The organism is Gemmobacter serpentinus (assembly GCF_008973825.1).
Classification (GTDB): domain Bacteria; phylum Pseudomonadota; class Alphaproteobacteria; order Rhodobacterales; family Rhodobacteraceae; genus Gemmobacter; species Gemmobacter serpentinus.
Map to the genome: position 1 here is coordinate 227289 of NZ_WCHR01000020.1, position 17073 is coordinate 244361.

The 17073-nt window shown below is 64.0% G+C and carries 17 protein-coding genes; 10 read left to right on the forward strand and 7 right to left on the reverse strand.

The window, feature by feature from the left end; translation table 11 throughout:
• Window positions 1-2: 2 nt before the first annotated feature.
• Both GBJ34_RS13920 and GBJ34_RS21230 read right to left on the reverse strand, forming a co-directional pair.
• Window positions 3-908 (reverse strand): NAD(P)/FAD-dependent oxidoreductase, encoded by a 906-nt coding sequence (locus GBJ34_RS13920; protein ID WP_404811429.1) that lies wholly within the window; start codon window positions 906-908, stop codon window positions 3-5.
• Window positions 909-998: 90 nt separating this feature from the next.
• On the reverse strand, window positions 999-1289 hold the full coding sequence (locus GBJ34_RS21230) for an FAD-dependent oxidoreductase (RefSeq protein ID WP_404811430.1): 291 nt from the start codon (window positions 1287-1289) through the stop codon (window positions 999-1001).
• Window positions 1290-1511: 222 nt separating this feature from the next.
• Between GBJ34_RS21230 and GBJ34_RS13925 the strand changes: the two genes are divergently transcribed.
• From GBJ34_RS13925 to GBJ34_RS13935, 3 genes are read left to right on the forward strand one after another with little or no spacing between them, the layout of a single operon-like run.
• Window positions 1512-2114 (forward strand): sigma-70 family RNA polymerase sigma factor, encoded by a 603-nt coding sequence (locus GBJ34_RS13925; protein WP_151719810.1) that lies wholly within the window; start codon window positions 1512-1514, stop codon window positions 2112-2114.
• Entirely contained in the window at window positions 2111-2746 is a 636-nt protein-coding gene (locus GBJ34_RS13930) for a ChrR family anti-sigma-E factor (protein WP_151719811.1), read from the forward strand. Before GBJ34_RS13925 ends, GBJ34_RS13930 begins: the two co-directional genes overlap by 4 nt.
• 4 nt (window positions 2747-2750) lie before the next feature.
• The gene (locus tag GBJ34_RS13935) at window positions 2751-3503 is read left to right on the forward strand and encodes an SDR family NAD(P)-dependent oxidoreductase (protein WP_151719812.1); all 753 of its coding nucleotides are present in this window, start codon (window positions 2751-2753) and stop codon (window positions 3501-3503) included.
• On the opposite strand, the gene GBJ34_RS13940 is transcribed toward GBJ34_RS13935, so the two are convergent.
• The 3 genes from GBJ34_RS13940 to GBJ34_RS13950 form a co-directional block, all read right to left on the reverse strand.
• Complete coding sequence (locus GBJ34_RS13940) at window positions 3484-3888, reverse strand: DUF2177 family protein (RefSeq protein WP_151719813.1); 405 nt, start codon at window positions 3886-3888, stop codon at window positions 3484-3486. The two genes, GBJ34_RS13935 and GBJ34_RS13940, sit on opposite strands and share 20 nt — an antisense overlap.
• A 420-nt stretch (window positions 3889-4308) precedes the next feature.
• Window positions 4309-4635: a nuclear transport factor 2 family protein gene (locus GBJ34_RS13945; protein WP_192931224.1), complete on the reverse strand. Its 327-nt coding sequence runs from the start codon at window positions 4633-4635 to the stop codon at window positions 4309-4311.
• 73 nt (window positions 4636-4708) lie between these two features.
• The gene (locus GBJ34_RS13950) at window positions 4709-5482 is read right to left on the reverse strand and encodes an SDR family oxidoreductase (protein WP_151719815.1); all 774 of its coding nucleotides are present in this window, start codon (window positions 5480-5482) and stop codon (window positions 4709-4711) included.
• Window positions 5483-5581: 99 nt separating this feature from the next.
• On the opposite strand from GBJ34_RS13950, the gene GBJ34_RS13955 reads away from it, so the two are divergent.
• From GBJ34_RS13955 to GBJ34_RS13985, 7 genes are all read left to right on the forward strand, one after another.
• Window positions 5582-6490, forward strand: a complete 909-nt coding sequence (locus GBJ34_RS13955) for a LysR family transcriptional regulator (RefSeq protein ID WP_151719816.1) — start codon at window positions 5582-5584, stop codon at window positions 6488-6490.
• Window positions 6491-6761: 271 nt separating this feature from the next.
• A complete protein-coding gene (locus GBJ34_RS13960) occupies window positions 6762-7598 on the forward strand; it encodes a MurR/RpiR family transcriptional regulator (RefSeq protein ID WP_151719817.1) in 837 nt (278 codons plus the stop codon).
• A gap of 27 nt (window positions 7599-7625) precedes the next feature.
• Window positions 7626-8744 carry an ABC transporter substrate-binding protein gene (locus GBJ34_RS13965; protein ID WP_151719818.1) on the forward strand — a complete coding sequence of 373 codons (1119 nt, stop codon included), beginning with the start codon at window positions 7626-7628 and terminating at the stop codon, window positions 8742-8744.
• 68 nt (window positions 8745-8812) lie between these two features.
• On the forward strand, window positions 8813-10555 hold the full coding sequence (locus tag GBJ34_RS13970; protein WP_151719819.1) for an ABC transporter permease: 1743 nt from the start codon (window positions 8813-8815) through the stop codon (window positions 10553-10555).
• Window positions 10556-10560: 5 nt separating this feature from the next.
• Window positions 10561-11658 (forward strand): ABC transporter ATP-binding protein, encoded by a 1098-nt coding sequence (locus GBJ34_RS13975; RefSeq protein ID WP_151719820.1) that lies wholly within the window; start codon window positions 10561-10563, stop codon window positions 11656-11658.
• The gene (locus GBJ34_RS13980) at window positions 11658-12263 is read left to right on the forward strand and encodes a histidine phosphatase family protein (protein WP_151719821.1); all 606 of its coding nucleotides are present in this window, start codon (window positions 11658-11660) and stop codon (window positions 12261-12263) included. The genes GBJ34_RS13975 and GBJ34_RS13980 overlap by 1 nt, the downstream gene beginning before the upstream one ends.
• An 11-nt stretch (window positions 12264-12274) precedes the next feature.
• Window positions 12275-13942 carry a Na/Pi cotransporter family protein gene (locus GBJ34_RS13985; protein WP_151719822.1) on the forward strand — a complete coding sequence of 556 codons (1668 nt, stop codon included), beginning with the start codon at window positions 12275-12277 and terminating at the stop codon, window positions 13940-13942.
• Window positions 13943-14807: 865 nt separating this feature from the next.
• Here GBJ34_RS13985 and GBJ34_RS20590 read toward each other — a convergent pair.
• Together GBJ34_RS20590 and GBJ34_RS13990 are read right to left on the reverse strand one after the other, a co-directional pair.
• On the reverse strand, window positions 14808-15239 hold the full coding sequence (locus tag GBJ34_RS20590) for a hypothetical protein (RefSeq protein ID WP_192931225.1): 432 nt from the start codon (window positions 15237-15239) through the stop codon (window positions 14808-14810).
• A gap of 97 nt (window positions 15240-15336) precedes the next feature.
• On the reverse strand, window positions 15337-17061 hold the full coding sequence (locus tag GBJ34_RS13990; protein WP_151719823.1) for a GMC family oxidoreductase: 1725 nt from the start codon (window positions 17059-17061) through the stop codon (window positions 15337-15339).
• Window positions 17062-17073: the final 12 nt, after the last annotated feature.

The following is a 17073-nucleotide window of genomic DNA, read 5'->3' on the forward strand; positions in this document are numbered from 1 at the left end:
GCCTAGACCTTTGCCGGCAGCAGGTGGCGGGCGATGCGCGCGGCACTGGCAAAGCCATCTTCGTGAAAGCCGTTGCGCAACCAGGCACCGGCAAACCAGGTCTGCCTTGCCCCCTGCATCGTCCTGATCCGGTCTTGTGCCTCAATCGCCGCCTGATCGAAAACCGGATGGCGAAAGGTGGTCTCATCATAGATCAGGCCCGGGTTGATCGCCGTGCCGGGGTTCAGGCTGACGAAAAGCGGGTAATCTTGCGGCAGGGATTGCAGACGGTTCATCCAGTAGGTGACCCCGACGCCGCCTGCGTGCGCAGGCTGCGCCGTATCGGCCCGGTAAACCCATGAGCTCCAGCAGGCGCGGCGGCGCGGCATCACGCGCGGATCGGCATGAAGCACCGCATGGTTGTCCTGAAACCGCACCGCAGCAAGGGCCGCGCGTTCTTCGGCAGAGGGGTCGCCCAGAAGGGCCAGCGCCTGATCGGCGTGACAGGCCAGGATCACCTGATCAAAGCGGTCTTGCGCGCCATCGCTCTGCACCGTCACCGTGCCGCCGCTGCGCATCACCTGCCGGACCGGCGTGCCCGGGCGCAGCGCCACGCCGCGTGCGGTCAGCGCATTGGCAAGGCGGCTGACATAGGCCTGGCTGCCGCCGGTCACTGTCCACCATTGGTGCTGGCCCTGACGCGACATCAGCGCGTGATTGCCCAGAAACCGCAGCAAGGTTGCCGCCGGAAAGGCGCCTATATCCTGCGCGGGGGTCGACCAGATCGCGCCGCAGATCGGATAGAGATAATGGTCCCGAAACCGCGCGCCCAGACCCATTTCTGCCAGCAGCCCGGCGATGGTCAGGTCTGCCCGCCCCTCTGCCGCAGCCGCCCCCTTGGCATTGAAGCGCAGAATATCACGGATCATGCGGTGGAACCCCGGCCGCAACAGGTTGCTGCGCTGCGCAAACAGCGCGCCCACCGACCGCAGCGCGAACTCGATCCGGCCATGATCCAGCTAGACGCCAAAGCTCATGTCGCTGCGTTGCACCGGCACATCCAGATCGCGGAACAGCGCCGTCAGATGCGGATAATTGGCGTAATTGAAGACGATGAACCCGGTATCGACCGCGACATCGCCGCGCCGCCCGGCCAAAACGGTGCGGGCATGGCCACCAAGGCGGGGCGATGCCTCGAACACGGTGACCTGATGATGCCCCGACAGCAGCCAGGCGGCTGAAAGGCCAGAAATCCCGCCGCCGATGATGGCGATCTTTTGCGGTGCGCCATGCGTGAGATCAAAGGGCAAAGCCGTCTCCTTCATATCCGTCCGTGTTGGATTACGCCACCATGCGGCTGCCGGATCACCGGAAAGATATCTTTCTGCCGGGGTGATCTGTTTGAAACAAACGGGCGTATTCATGCCATGGTGCAAAATGACCGCAACAGCCCCGATGTGATCGCGCCGCCCCTTGCGGGCGCGGTGGGGGTGTCGGATACGGTCGCAACAGCGCCGTGCCATCGGGCCCGGATGACAGCAGGGGAGAGCGGGCTTTTGCAAGCCGATACGGTGAACCAGACCGACGCCACCCGGAGCGATCCTACACTGTGGTTGCTGGCTGTGCGCGACCAGCGCGACCGCGCAGCCTTTCTGTTGTTGTTTGAACACTTTGCCCCGCGTCTCAAGGCAATGCTGCTGCGCGGTGGTCTGCGCGACGGCAGCGCCGAGGATGTGGTGCAGGATGTCATGCTCGCGGTCTGGCACAAGGCCGCACAATTCGATCCACACCGGGCAGAGGCCAGCGCCTGGATCTATCGCATTGCCCGCAACCGCCACATCGACCTCGCCCGCCGCAAGGCACCGCCGGAACCCGATCTACTGGTGGAACCCGAAGGCGCGGAACCCGACGCGGCGCAGATCATGGCCCTTGGGCAAGAGGCCGCGTTGTTGCGCCGCGCGCTTGGCGCGATGTCGCCCGATCAGGCCCGCGTTCTGGAACAGGCCTATTTCGAGGATCTGCCCCATAGCCGGATCAGCGAGATGACCGGCCTGCCCCTTGGCACCATCAAATCGCGGATCAGGCTGGGCCTGGAACGCTTGCGGCGCGACCTGAACGAGTTGAGGCAGCCATGACCGCCATTACCCATCACCTTCCCGACGCGCTGCTGGATGCCTATGTCACCGGCAATCTTCCCCATGCTTTCGCTGTGGTCGTGGCCGCCCATCTGTCGCTTTGCGATGCCTGCCGCGCGCGATCCGAGGCCGCCGAGATGATCGGTGGCGCGCTGCTGGACCGGATCGCCCCGGCGGCGATGCGCGCTGGCGCGCAAGACCGGCTGCTGGCAGCGCTGGATCGGGCACCGCCCCCCTCGGTGCCCATTGCCGCTTCGGGCATCTTTCCCGCCCCGGTCATGCAGGCACTTGGCGGGCGTCCGCCCGGCTGGCGCATGTTGGGGGGTGGCATCCGTCAGCACATCCTGTCGGCCGATAGCGAAGGGTCGCTGCGGCTGCTGTATATTCCGCCGGGCCGCGCAGTGCCCGAACACAGCCATGGCGGGCTGGAGCTGACGCTGGTGTTGCAGGGCAGCTTTTCTGACAGCGCGGGCCGCTTCGGCCCCGGCGATGTCGAGACCGCGCATGACGATATCGATCATCAGCCAGTCGCAGGCCCCGAAGGCCCATGCATCTGTCTGGCCGCCACCGATGCCCCCCTGCGATTCCGCGCCATGATCCCGCGCCTGTTGCAGCCGCTGTTCCGGATCTGACACCATGGGCTTTGCTGGCACGACTGTCTGGATCATCGGGGCCAGTGAAGGGATCGGCGCCGCGCTGGCCCGGGCCCTTGCGCAAGCGGGCGCGCAGTTGATCCTTTCCGCCCGGAACAAGGCCGCCCTCGACGACCTTGCCGCGCGTTGCGGCGCGGCGGCACAGGTGCTGCCTGTGGATCTGGCCACGGCGGGATCATTGGCGCAGGCTGCGGCGACGATTGGCCCCGGCAGTCTGGATGCGGTGATCTGCACCGCGGCGCTTTATGATCCGAGCCGGGTCGAAGACATGGATCCCGAAACCACCGCGCGACTGGTCGCTGTGAACCTGCTGGGCAGTTTCGAGGTCGCACGCCTTGCCCCGCCCCTGCTGCGCGATGGCGGGCAATTGGTACTGTTCGGCTCGGTCGCCGGGTATTTCGGCCTGCCCGGCGGCCAGCCCTATAGTGCGACCAAGGCGGCGGTGAACAATCTGGCGGAATCCCTGCGGATCGAGTTGGCCCCGCGCGTCGATGTGCGGCTGGTCTGCCCCGGCTTTGTGGCAACCCGATTGACAGCGAAGAACGACTTCACCATGCCCGCGATCATCACCCCCGACGACGCCGCCGAAGCGGTGATACGGGGGCTGCAAGGCCGCGCCTTCGAGCTGCACTTTCCCAAACGCTTTACCTGGGCGATCAAGGCGCTGCGCGCCTTGCCCTATGCCCTTTCGCTGCGCCTGACCCGGCGCCTTGGCGTCAAACCAGACGGCCGCTGACCGCGGCCACCCCGGCCCAAGCCGCAAAGCCGGTCAGGAAGGTGCCCCAAAGCCCGTCGACCACCACCTGCTGCCACGACCAATCGGCAAGCGTCGCGTAATTCGTCATTTCATAGGTGCCATAGCACATCGCCCCCAAAAGCGCCCCCAACAGCAGCGCCTGTAACGGCGCGCCCGACTTCAGGGCCGGCCATGAAACGAAGACCATCACCCCCGCAACATAGAGCAGGTAAAACGCGACCGCAGCCCCCAGCCTGAGCGGCGCGGCCAGCAGGTGCCCGATATGGGTCTCGAAGATAGGGCGGATCAGATAGCGAATGCCCAGACTGTCAAAAACCAGGAAAACCGACGACGTCACCGCATAGAGAAAGACGACTTGTCCCATGGTTCTGGCGCTCCGCTGCAGATCAACCTTGGGAATACGCGCGGCGATCCGGAATGGATCACAGAAGACCCTCACAGGGGCGCACCGCAACCTGCCCGAAAAGTTGACACATCAGCATCCTGATCTCGATGAGCGCGCGCGGGGCCTGCGTCAATAGCGCGATGGCCGAAACGTTCTCAAGACCATCAAGTCGGAACTGAAAGGGGCTGTCGCATGGCAATCCCGCCAGCAGGCCGAACGTGCTGTCGCCCGTGTATTGACGGGCTCCATAACCGCATCACGCGACATTCAGCACTCGGCTTTCAATGCCCATCGCCTTCTAGCGTAAGGCACAGATACTGGACGAAGCGCTCGCCACAGAAGCCGGGGATGTCCACACATGGCACCTGCGGGAAAAATACGCTGCTCCTGTGTATCGCATCACTCCGAGATCTTCATCTCGACGATCAGCCCGTCGCGGAGACGAAAGCGGAAGGTGCTGTCGCCGGTGAAGACTCGGCTGGCCCAATTGGCCTTCATCACCTCGACGCCGCCTTTGGTGGACAGGCTTTCCACGGTCAGGGTGCCTTTTGCCCCGATGAACTCGCCATCTGACCAGCGGCGGATGCCGTCATGGCCGTGAAAGGCACGGCCCCAGTCATCCACCACCCCGTCGGCGGTGAAACAGGCCAGAAAGCCCGGCGTGTCACCGGCATTCACGGCGGAGACGAAGCGGTCAAGGATCGGCGGAAGAACGGGATCGGACATGAAAATACACTCGGTGTTGCAAAGACCTGAAAGGCAGAAGGCCCGGCTGCTGGGGACAGCCGGGCCGCTCCGGTCACTTGGTGGTATAGCCACCATTGACCAGAATGGTCTGGCCGGTCATCCACCAGCCCTCGGTCACGAGGAAGCGGATCCACGGCACGATATCCTCGATATCGGTGAGCCCGGTTTTCGAGAAGGCCGAAAGGGCAGCAGCCTGTTTGTGATAGGCCTGCGCCTCGGGAGCCTCTTGCCCATAGAAGAACGAGGTATCCATCGGCCCCGGCCCGATGGCCGTCACCGAAATCCCGCGATCCCCGAACTCCTTGGATGCGGCGCGGGTGAAGTGCTCCACCGGGGCCTTGGTTCCGGCATAGCTGGAATAGAAGGGGGTGTAGGCCCCCAGAAGCGAGGTAACCAGCGTGGTGATCACGCCATTGTCCTGCACCGCCTTGCCCGCTTCTTTCAGGAAGAAGAAGGCCGATTTCGCGTTGGCATTGCTCATCGCGTCATATTCGGCTTCGGTAATCTCCAGCATCGGCTTTTTCAGCACCATGCCAACGGTGTTCACCGCGATATCCGGGCGGCCCACGGCCGCAATCGTATCCGCAAACAGCTTCTCCACCGCGCCTGCGGTCGAAAGGTCCGCCTGAATCGCCACAGCCTTGGCACCAAGCGCCTGCACCGCCGCGACGGTTTCCGCCGCCGAGGCCGCAGTCGCATCGCTGTTGTAGTGGATCACGATGGCCTTTGCGCCCTGCGCCGCAAAATCCTTGGCGATCAACGCCCCAAGGTTCTTGCCGCCACCTGCGATCAGAACCGTCTTGTCCTTCAATGTTCGCGCAACCATGAACATCACTCCTGCATACATAAGACAGGCAGAAGATAGCTTGCAGGCGGGATACATAAATCCTTAGCCTCTGATTTCACTTGTCGCAGGATTCGAACAATGGACCGGATCGAGCATTACCGGATTTTCGTCCGCGTCATCGAAAGCCGCAGCTTTACCCGCGCCGCGGATCTGCTGCAGATGCCACGCTCCACCGTCTCCACCGCCATCGCCGATCTGGAGGCACGGCTGGGGGTGCGGCTGTTGAACCGCACCACCAGGATGGTGACACCTACGGATGAAGGCACCGATTTTCACGAACGCTGCCTCGCCTTTCTGGCAGAAAGCGAAGAGATCGAGGGCATGTTTCGCACGGCCTCGCGCCGGATCGAGGGGCGGATCCGCGTCGATCTGCCGGGGCGGATCGGGCGGCTGATCGTTACCCCGGCCCTGCCCGCATTTCTGGCCCGCTGGCCGGGGCTGCGGATCGAACTGGGCATGACCGACCGTGCCGTGGATCTGATCGGCGAACGGGTCGACATGGCCCTGCGCGTGGGCCCCCTGCCCGCGTCGGGGCTGCGGGCGCGGCGGTTCGGCGACCTGCGCCAGATCAATGTGGCAAGTCCGGCCTATCTGGCCCAATACGGCATCCCGCTTGTCCCCGCGGATCTGGAGCACCATTGGCAGGTGGCCTACGCCTCACCCTCAACCGGGCGGATCGCCGATTGGGAATGGCAAGACGGTGACCGGCCGCAGAGCTTTTCGGTGCCATGGCGTGTCAGTGCCAATAGTGCCGAAGGCTATATCGCCTGCGCTTTGGCCGGGATGGGGATGATCCAGATCCCGGCCTATGATGTGGCGCATCACATCACGTCAGGCGATCTTGTCGAGGTCATGCCTGGTCACCGCGCGGAATCATTGCCGATGACGCTGCTCTTTCCCGGCCAACCCCGCAGCATACGACGCCTGACGGTGTTCGCCGATTGGCTGCAAAGCGTGCTGGCTGCGTATATCGACGCTACTACATGACATCGCACATATCGGCCAGTGTGCAAGCGCCTCTTCGGGGCGATCCACCCTTCGGAGGTGGCTTTGCCGGACGGCTCTCAGCCTATGATGCTGTCGCGTGATGCGTTTCGCTTCATAGCCACATTGGGTAAGCTGGTAGCCCTTTGTGCAAGGCCCCGCCACTGAGGTGAATATGCGGCCCCCGGTCAGGAATCCTGATAATCCTGCAGCAATGTGTTGACTTGCAGGATTTCCTGCGGAATGCTGTATACATGAAAAGGGAGACCCGGCGATGACGTTGCTGACGCGCATTCAGGATACATCCGAACGCCTGACCGCCTCGGATCGCCGCATCATAGAGGTGTTGCTGGGGCAGCAGGGCGAGGCGGTGTTCCTATCCGCAGCCCAACTGGCGGAACGGGCGCAGGTGCATGAGACGACGGCCACGCGCTTGGCACAGAAACTTGGCTTCAGCGGCTATCCCGAACTGCGGGCGCAATTGCAGCGTGAGGTGATGGAAGGCCAGGATGCCGCCGCGCGGATGCGCCGGTCGGTCGCCAAGGTGGCGGATGGCAGCTATCTGGTCGATCTCGTGCAAAGCGAACTGGCCGCGTTGGAGCAACTTGCCCGCAGCATCGACCAGCGCGATGTCGATACGGCTTCCGATATGATTGTGGCGGCGCGCAAGGTCTTTATCTTTGCGCAAGGCCACGCCACCGCCGTTTCGGCTTTCCTGCAGCGACGGCTGGATCGGTTCGGTATGACCACCGTCATGCTGACCGGGCGCGGGCGCGACATCGCGGAGCGGCTGACCGGGCTTGGTGCCGGGGATCTGGTGCTGGTGCTGGCCTTCCGCAAGCAACCGACCGACTACGCGGCAGTCATGGGTCATGCCGCGCAGGTGGGGGCGGCCACGCTGCTGATCTCGGATCTGGCGGGGCCGACCATGACACCACCGGCAGGGCATCTTCTGGCCGCGTCAAGGGGACGGTCGGGCACGGAATTCCAGACCCCAATCGTTCCCATGACCATCGTCAACGCCATTCTGCTGACCATTGCTGGTCGGCATGAACTGCAGGTTGTCGCCAAGCTGGAGGAGCTGGCAGGCCTGTTCGACCGCTTCGCATAACCGCGATCATCTCTGGGAGGAGAGAGCATGTTCAAGACCTTGAAGGCCGCACTTCTTGCGGCGGCCTGCGTCCCTGTCATGGCTGTGGCGCAGGATCTGGATACCATGTCTGCAGCCGAACTTTATGAAAAGGCGAAAGAGGAAAAGACGGTGACCGTCTTTTCGCTGTCAAGCCGGATCGCCCGCGTCGAGAAGGCGTTCGAGGCGGCATATCCCGGGGTCGATCTGATCGGGCTGGATCTCAGCTCGGCCAAGCAGATCGCGCGGGTCGTGGCCGAACAGCAGGCCGGGGTCCATGCGGTCGATGTGCTTTACATCGCCGACGCGCCGATTGTTCTGCGCGATCTTCTGGCTGAAGGCCGGGTCCATACTTATGTGCCGCCCCGGGTCGCCGCCCAGATCGATGACGGCTTCAAGGCACCGCTTCTGGTGCACCGCCTCTCGACCAAGGTGCTGATGTATAATGAACAGGCCTATCCCGATGGCAGCCCGATCACCAATCTGTGGCAGTTGACCCTGCCGGAATGGTCTGGCCGGGTGATGATGGTGGATCCGACCCAACGCGGAGAACTGCTGGATCTGCTGACCGAGATCGCCCTGCATCCCGAGGAGATGGCCGCCGCCTACAAGGCGCAATTCGGTGGCGATATTGCTGTGGACAGCGACCTGAATGGTGCGGGGGAGCAGTTCATCCGCAACCTTTTCCTGAACGATCTGGTGCTGGTCTCGAACAGCGACGATCTGAACAAGGCCGTGGGCACCAAAGACGCCACCAATCCGCCGGTGGCCTTCGGCACCTATTCCGATCGCCGCGACAATGAGGAAGAAGGCTGGGCCCTGCAGGTCGCCAATGACGTCGAACCGGCGAACGGCATCCTCTTCCCGGCCGTTCTGGCGGTGGCCGACAAGGCACCCAGCCCCGCGGCGGCGCGGCTGCTCATCGACTTCATGTTCGGTGATGACAGCGCCGATGGCGGCCCGGCCTTTGCGCCCTTCAATGTGCCGGGCGATTATGCCACCCGCACCACCATTGCCGATGACCCGGATTCGGTGCCGCTGGAGGGGCTGAATGCCTGGACCATCAATACCGAAGCTGTCGCCGAACATCGCGCCCGTATCGCCGATCTGATCATCACCCTGCAGTGACAGATTGCCCGGGCGTGGCCGCTGATGCTGCGCCCGGCACCATGCCCTGAGCGCTGGAGATTTTCGCAATGCCCCTGTCAGACACCGCCGCGCCATCCGGGCGCAGGCGATTGAATACACGCGGGCTGGTGCCGCTGCTGATGATCCTGATCGTCGGCGTGCTGGTGTTGGCCCCGCTTTTGCGCATCCTGCTTGCCACGCTGACCCCGTCCGGGCTTGAAGCCTGGAGCGCGATCCTCGCCAGCCCGATGTCGCTGAATCTGTGGTGGCGACCGCTGATGAATACGCTGATCCTTGGGCTGGGCGTCTCGGCTGGGTGCCTGTTGCTTGGGGGCTTTACTGCCTGGCTGGTGGTGATGACCGATGTGCCGGGCCGCCGCATCCTGGGCGTCATGCATACCCTGCCCTTCATGATCCCCAGCTTTGCCGCCGCCTTGGCCTGGGGCACGCTGTTTCGCAACAGCCGCATGGGTGGATCCTCGGGCTTCTTCGAGGCCAATGGTTTCATCATTCCCGACTGGCTGGCCTGGGGCATCGTGCCGGTGCTGATCGTGCTGATCGCGCATTACTATTCGTTGGCCTTCACGATCATTGCCGCTGCCCTGTCCTCGGTCGGGGCCGATCTGGTCGAGGCGGCCCAGATGACAGGCGCGCGCCGTCCGCGCATCTTCTTTGGCATCGTCCTGCCGGTGGTGACGCCCGCACTGGTTTCCGCCGCGTCGCTCACATTGGCTGGGGCGGTGGCGAATTTCGCGGCCCCTGCGCTTCTGGGTCTTCCGGTGCGGATGCAGACGCTGTCGACCCGCCTGTTTGGCATGATCGAGATCGGCCAGGCCGAGCGCGGCTTCGTGCTGGCCCTTCTGCTGATCGCCGTCTCGGGCGTGTTCCTGTTCCTTTCCGACCGGCTGGTCTCGGGGCGGCGGGCCTTTGTCACCGTGACCGGCAAGGGCGGGCGCACGCGTCGCTTTACCTTGGGCAAATGGCGCTGGCCCCTGTTTGTCGCGGGCTTTGGCCTTGCAATCGTGACAACCGTCGTGCCGGTGGTCGTGCTGATAGCCTCGAGCCTTGCACCGCAAAGCGGCGCACTGTTCTCGAACTGGACACTGCATTTCTGGATCGGCGAAGGTGGTGGGCAGATCGCCCAGGGCACGGCGGGGATCTTCCGCAACCCCGTGCTGATCGAGGCCCTGTTCAACACGCTGAAGCTGGGGCTGGTGGTTGCGCTGATCTCGATGGTGCTGGGGCTTGCATTGGCCCATACCATCACCCGCAACAAGGGCACGGTTCTGGCCAATATCCTGTCGCAACTGGCTTTCCTGCCGCTGCTGATCCCCTCCATTGCATTTGCCGCCGCCTATATCGCACTGTTCGGTGCCCCATTCGGGCCATTGCCCTCACTTTACGGCACCTTCACGCTGCTGGTGATCGCTGCCGCCGCCCATAACCTGCCCTATGCCGTGCAGGCCGGGCGCTCCGTTCTGGGCCAGATCGCCACCGATCTGGAGGAAAGCGCGCGGTTGACCGGGGCCGGGCCCCTGCGGCGCATGTGGGCGATCATTTTTCCGCTGGCGATCAGGGGCCTGCTGGCCGGGGCGATCCTGGTCTTCGTCAAGATGGTCCGCGATCTGTCGCTGGTCGTTCTCTTGTTCAGCGCCACCTCTCCGGTCCTGTCGATGGTCGCCTATCGTTACGCCGCCGAGGGGTTCATGCAATTCGCCAATGCCATCACCGTTCTGATCCTTGTGATCTGTCTGGCTGCCTCGCTGATCGCGCAGGCCCTTCAGGCACGGGTGCAGAAATGGAAGGAGTGACCAATATGGCTTCTGTTCAGACCGAAGCAAAGGATGCCATCCGCATCTCCAACCTGGTGAAACGCTTCGGCGATTTCACCGCCATTCCCGACCTGTCCTTGTCGGTGCCACCGGGGTCTTTTCTGGTGCTCGTCGGCCCCTCCGGCTGTGGCAAATCCACCCTGCTGCGGATGTTGGCAGGGCTGGATGAGCCGACGCGCGGCGAGATTGCCTTCATGGGCAAGACCGTGTCGTCCGGGGCGGGGGGCGTCGTGGCCGACCCCAGGGAACGCAATGCCGGGCTGGTGTTCCAGTCCTATGCGCTCTGGCCGCATATGACCGTGGCGGGCAATATCGGCTGGCCGCTGAAAGTAGCGAACTGGGACAATGCGGCCCGCGAGGCGCGGATCGACGAGGTGCTGAAGATGCTCGGCATCTCGGCCCTGCGGGATCGCTACCCGGCGGAAATCTCGGGCGGGCAACAGCAACGGGTGGCCATCGCCCGCACACTGGCCCCGAAGCCCGCGATCCTGCTGTTCGACGAGCCGCTATCGAACCTTGACGCCAAGCTGCGGATCGAGATGCGCAGCGAACTGATGCGCATCCATCGCGCCACCGGCGCCACCTCGGTCTATGTCACCCATGACCAGGTGGAAGCAATGACCATGGCCACCCATGTGGCGGTGATGAACCAGGGTCGGGTGGAACAGTTCGGGCCGCCGCGCGCCCTGCTGGAGCGCCCGGCGACCACCTTTGTCGCAACCTTCCTTGGCACACCGCCGGGCAACCTGCTGCCTGCGACCCGACAGGGTGACATGCTGTTTCATGCAGGCGTTCCGCTGGCCCCTGCCGCATTGGCACAGGGCCGCGACGCGGTGCAGCTGTTCTATCGCGCCGAGCAGATCACCATGGGCCGCGCGCCCGACCGTCCGGTGCTGCTGGCCGAGTTTTCCGAGGCGGCACCAATGGCAGGCCGGGTGATGGTGACGGCCGCCGCGGGCGCGCTGCGCCTCTCTGCCATTGTCGACCACTTCCCCGATACCCGTCCGGGTGACCCGATCGAATTTGCACTTTCCGGCGCGCCTGACGCCGTCTTTGCCACCACCGGCGAAAGGATCGAATGATGCGCCTTATCCTGATGCGCCATGGCGAAACCACCTGGAATGCGGAATCCCGTCTGCAGGGGCAGGATAACTCCGACCTGTCCGAACGCGGGATCGAGCAGGCCCGCCGGTTCGGTGCCTTTGTGCGGGCCCTGAAGCCGGCGCGGGTGGTGTCGTCGGATCTGGGGCGCACCCGGCAGACGGCGGCGCTGATCGGTCATGGCGACTGCCCCAGTGATCCGCGCCTGCGCGAATGGGACATGGGCAGCTGGACCGGGCGCACCAAGCCCGACCTGATCGCCGCCCATGCCGAACTGTATCATGCCTGGCGGGCCGGAACCTATACGCCCGAAGGAAGCGAGCCTTGGGCGGTGTTCCGCGATCGCGTGGCGGGGGGCCTGCGGCACTGGCTGGGCGCGGGCGAAGGCGATTTGCTGGCGGTGGTGCATGGCGGTGTGATCCGCGCGGCACTGGATGCCTTTTTGCAGATGCCGCCGGCACGGGTCATCCCGGTGACGCCCGGCACTGGAACCATCCTCAGTTTTGTGCCCGGCCAGTTCGCCGAGGCGCAGCTGGAGGGCTATAATATCGGTGCCGTCGTTCCCGATCTTTCCGTCGCGGATTAAAGGAATTCGCCATGACCGGCACCTTTGTGATCCTCGATCTGCTTGGGGGCGTGGCCTTGTTGCTCTGGGGGGTGCGCATGGTCCGCACCGGGATGGAGCGTGGCTGGGGAGAACGGCTGCGCGGTTGGCTGGAGCGGCGGCTGTCGAACCGCATTGCGGCCTTTGGCGGCGGGCTGGGCGTGACTGCGGTGCTTGGCAGCGCGACCGCGACAACGCTGATCGTGGCCAGTCTGGCGGCAGGCGGCGTGCTGGCCCCGGCGACGGGGCTGGCGGTGCTGCTGGGGGCCGATGTCGGATCGGCTGCCACGGCTGCGGTTCTCGCCTCTGGTTCCTCCGTCGCTGCGATGTTGGCGCCGGTGCTGATCTTTGCGGGCTATCTGACCTTTGGTCGTTCGGCCGAGTTCCGGCCACGCAACCTGGGGCGTATGCTGATCGGCCTTGGTCTCATGCTGTTCGCGCTGAAGCTGGTGGTCGGTGCCACCGCGCCTTTGCGCGAGGCGACGCTGTTTCACGAGGTGCTGAACGCTTTGGCGGCAGAGCCAATGCTGGCTTTTCTGGCCGGGGCCATCCTGACATGGATCTGCCATTCGTCTCTGGCCGTGGTGTTGCTGCTGACCACCTTTGTGATGAATGGCAGCCTTGCGCCGGAGCAGGCGCTGCCTTTCGTGCTGGGGCTGAATTTCGGAGGCGGCCTGCCCGCGCTTTCGGCAACGATGGGGCAACCCGCTGCCGCGCGACAATTGCCGGTTGCAAACCTGCTGTGCCGGGGCGGGTTGGCCTTGTTGGCGCTGCTGGCCATGACACCGCTGCTGCGCGGGCTGGACCTGCTGCATCTGACCCCGGCCACGGCGGTGGCGCAGATGCATCTGGGGTTCAATCTTGCCGCGGCTGCGATCTTTCTTCCGCTGTCGCATCATGTGTTGCGGATCGTGGCATGGCTGGTGGCGGATACCGCCCCGCAGGACCAAGAACCGATTACCCCGCGTTATCTGGTGCCTTCGGCAACCCGGACCCCGCATATGGCCCTGACCAATGCGGGGCTGGAGACAGCCCGCATGGCCGAGATGGTATCGCGCATGACCGATCGGGCATTGGATGTGCTGGACAGCGGCAAGCTGGAAACCCTGCGCGAGCTGACAGTGCTGGACGATCAGCTTGCCGCACATCTGAAGGCGCTGAACCGCTATCTTGGGGGATTGAGCGCCGAAGGCCAGACCGGCGAAGAGGCGCGTCGTGCCCGGATGATCCTGCATTATGCCGGCAGTCTCGAACATGCGGGCAATATCATCCGACGCAACCTGGGAGATCGGGCGCGGGCCAAGGTTCGGCGCAGTTGCCGCCTTGATCCCACTCAACAAGCCCGTCTGACCGAACTGCGCGCCCTCGTGCTGGATACGCTGCGGGTGATGCCTGCCGCGCTGTGCTCGGATGATCTGGAGGTGGCCAAGGCGCTGGCCAGCCGCAAGGATGCGTTCCGCGCGCTGGAAGATCACATCGTCGCGACGGATCTGTCGCAGGGATCAGCAAACAGCGCCGCTGCAAAGCTGTTCCTCGATATCCTGCGCGACCTGCATCGGGTCAATTCCGTGCTGGCCGCCGCCGCCTATCCGCGGCTGGCTGCGGCGGGCCTGATGCATGGCAGCCGGTTGCGCCATGAGGACGGCATCCGACAAGAATAGCGCATTCATAGCCCGGCCATCAGCCCGACCGCATTCAGGGGTGATGGCCGGTTGCGAAATGAACGCGAGGGACCGGGCCTGCCGGATCGCGGTGCTTGCGCAAGGCAGCCCTGGCACCGCAGGCACAGGCCGCCGCATGAGCGAAATAGCCATCCAACCCGCAAAAGACCACATTCTGAAGCAGAAGGTCTTCCACTAGGCAGTATCACATAAGTGTCTGATATTGTGTTACAAAACCCCCTATCAGCCTAAGATCCCTGATCGGAATCGGCGATCGACCTTTTCGTATCGAGTGACGTGCTATGGCATTCCTGTATTTTGCAGGCGACAAGGTCGCCTTCTTCAACTCCGTCAGCGACACCAGCGTGGGAGGGTCGCGGGCGCACAGTCCTCGTCGGTAACAACCCATTCCTTGCGACAGACTGGGTCAGGATCGAAATCCGCGACAGCAACATTTCGGCCAATGGCGAGATCAACTTTGATGAAGTCATCTTCCTGAGCGTTGTCGTGACCCGAAATGGCGTGACCTATGCCTTTCGGGTGAGCTGCGCGCCGTTGCGGGAGAAAAGACGGGCCTGGTTGCAGCCAACACCTGATCGGCGCGCCGGGCATTGACGTGGCCGAAGATCTGAAGGCGGTGGAATACTGTCACTTCCTGTTCGACCGCTAGAAGTCATCTGGTCGAACGGGGCACAGACAGAGTCACTTTTTACCGGCAAGGAGGCGTTGAAATCTCTTGGCGCTCAAGCCCGTCAGGAAATATTCGCGATCGTCCCCGAGCTTGCGCCGCGCGCGATCGCGGTGCCCCCTCAGACAGCCCGCCGTTTCCTGACGGGTCGCGAAGGCCGCGAATTGACCCGCCGGATCATCCGAAAGGCCGTTCCACTGGTTGAAGGGGCTGCACCTTCTCAGGCCAGCTTCTGCAGTTCGCGGAAATCATCTGCGCAAGATGCGGCGCATGGTGCATGATGTGCCCCGCGCAGGCCGCTGGGGGCGGTTTATATGCGCGGGGCAGACGCGGCGGGCCTATCATCGGCCAGGATTTTGACGCATGTTTGGCCCATCCTGTTCGCCACGAAATGGCAACAACTTGCGGCATCCTGCGCAAGTCAACTTGGCCGTTGACCGCACGTTTCTTGGCTGCGTCGGTCGCCGCCTGAGAGGTTGCGATGGCTGCGCGGCGCACAGGATGAAAAATCGCCCGAGTCACCCAGAACAAGGTCGGTCGACGTGCTGCCAGCGGCTGATCGGCGGCTGCGCTGCCGGCGCGGTCCTTCCAGCCCGTCGATGTCTGCATCGTGCCTTCATTCAGCCACGCCGGAGGTTCAGGCAACCTGCTGCGTCATGGGTCGGAAAAATGCCGGGCGGCACCTTCCACGGTGCCGCCCTGCGTTTTACCCAAGGATCAGATCCGCCCCCCGCTCTCCGATCAGGACGCAGGTCGCCATCGTGGCACAGGTGACAATGCGCGGCATGATCGACCCATCGACGATGCGCAGCCCCTCGATCCCCTTCACCTTCAGATCGGCCCCCACCACGGCGGCATCGTCCTTGCCCATCCGGGCGGTGCCGACCTGATGGAAGAAGGTCGTGGCACCATTCTTCACGAACTCGGCCTTGGCGGCGGGATCCAGATCACGGCCAGGAACCACTTCGCGCGTGCGATAGGGGGCAAAGGCCGCGTCATTGCCAAGCTGACGGCAAAGGTCGATGGCGGCCATCTGGGATTTCACATCCTGCGGGTCGGACAGGAAATTCGCTGTGACCACCGGCTTGGCCATTGGGTCCTTTGATGCCAGCCGCACCGTACCGCGGCTTTTGGGATCGACCAGCCCGGCACACAGCGCCCAGGCCTGACCGGGTGGTGCATATTCCTTGCCGATGACGTCCGAGGCATAGGGCAATTCGATCTGCACGATGTTCATATCGGGCCGGTCCAGACCCGGATCGGATTTCCAGAACCCCGAGGCATTGGCGGCAGAATTGGCAATCGCTACCGGCTCGGGGCTTTCCCAGATACAGCCACCATGCAGGATATGGTCATGGAAATTGGCCCCCACCTCGGGCGCGTGCTGGGTCGCGGCGATCCCGTGTTCGGCCAGATGATCGCGGTCACCGATCCCGGACAGCATCAGGATTTGCGGCGTGCGGATGGCCCCTGCCGACAGCACGACTTCGCGCGCGGCACGCAGGGTGATCTCGTCCCCGTTGCGCCGCGCCTTGACGCCAACCACCTTGCCACCCTCGATCACCAGCCCCGTCACCTGCGTCTTGACCAGCACGGTGATATTGGGGCGGTCGATCACCGGGTAAAGATAGGCCTGCGCCATATTCACCCGGCGTCTGTCGCGGATGATCTGGTTCATCAGGGCAAAACCGCCGATGCCTTCCTCACGTTCGCCATTCAGGTCGGTCATCGCAGGCAGGCCAAGGTTCCGGGCCGCGTCCAGCAAGGCGGGCGCGATGGCGGGCGGGTTCGCCGCCTCCTGCACCCAGACCTTGCCGCCCTTGCCGCGATACGGGCTGTCGGCCCCCTGCCAGTTCTCGATCCTTTCGCGGAAGATTTTCAGCGCGGCGTCATAGCCCCACCCCGCATCGCCCGCGATCTCGGCCCAGCCATCGAAATCGGCGCGCGGCGGGCGCACCCAGATCGTCGCATTGATCGATGATCCGCCCCCCACCGCATGACCCATATGCGAGGCGATGGCGCGCCCGTTCACGCTGGCGGTCGGCACGGCGATATCGCCCCAGTCACGCTCGGTGCCAAGGTTCATGAACCATTGGCCGGGATCGAGAATGCTGGGCGCGGTGTCCCAATCCCCGGCCTCGATCAGCGCGACGGAAAGGCCCGCTTCGGCCAGCCGCCCCGCCAGCGTGCAGCCAGAGGTGCCCGCGCCGCAAATCACGATATCGAATTGATCGGGCAGGTTGTTCGCCCGCGCGTCCTGATTGGCGCGGGCCGCATCCAGCGTATCGGCCAGCGCGGCGGCCGCATGCATCGAGACACCAAGCGCCACCGACCATTGGATGAACTTGCGGCGGCTTAGGGTGCCACGCAGGAGGCCCGCATCCAGTTTGTCCAGCATCGCGGACCGGAAGCCTTCGGAAAGTTGTTTCATCTTGTCCCCCGA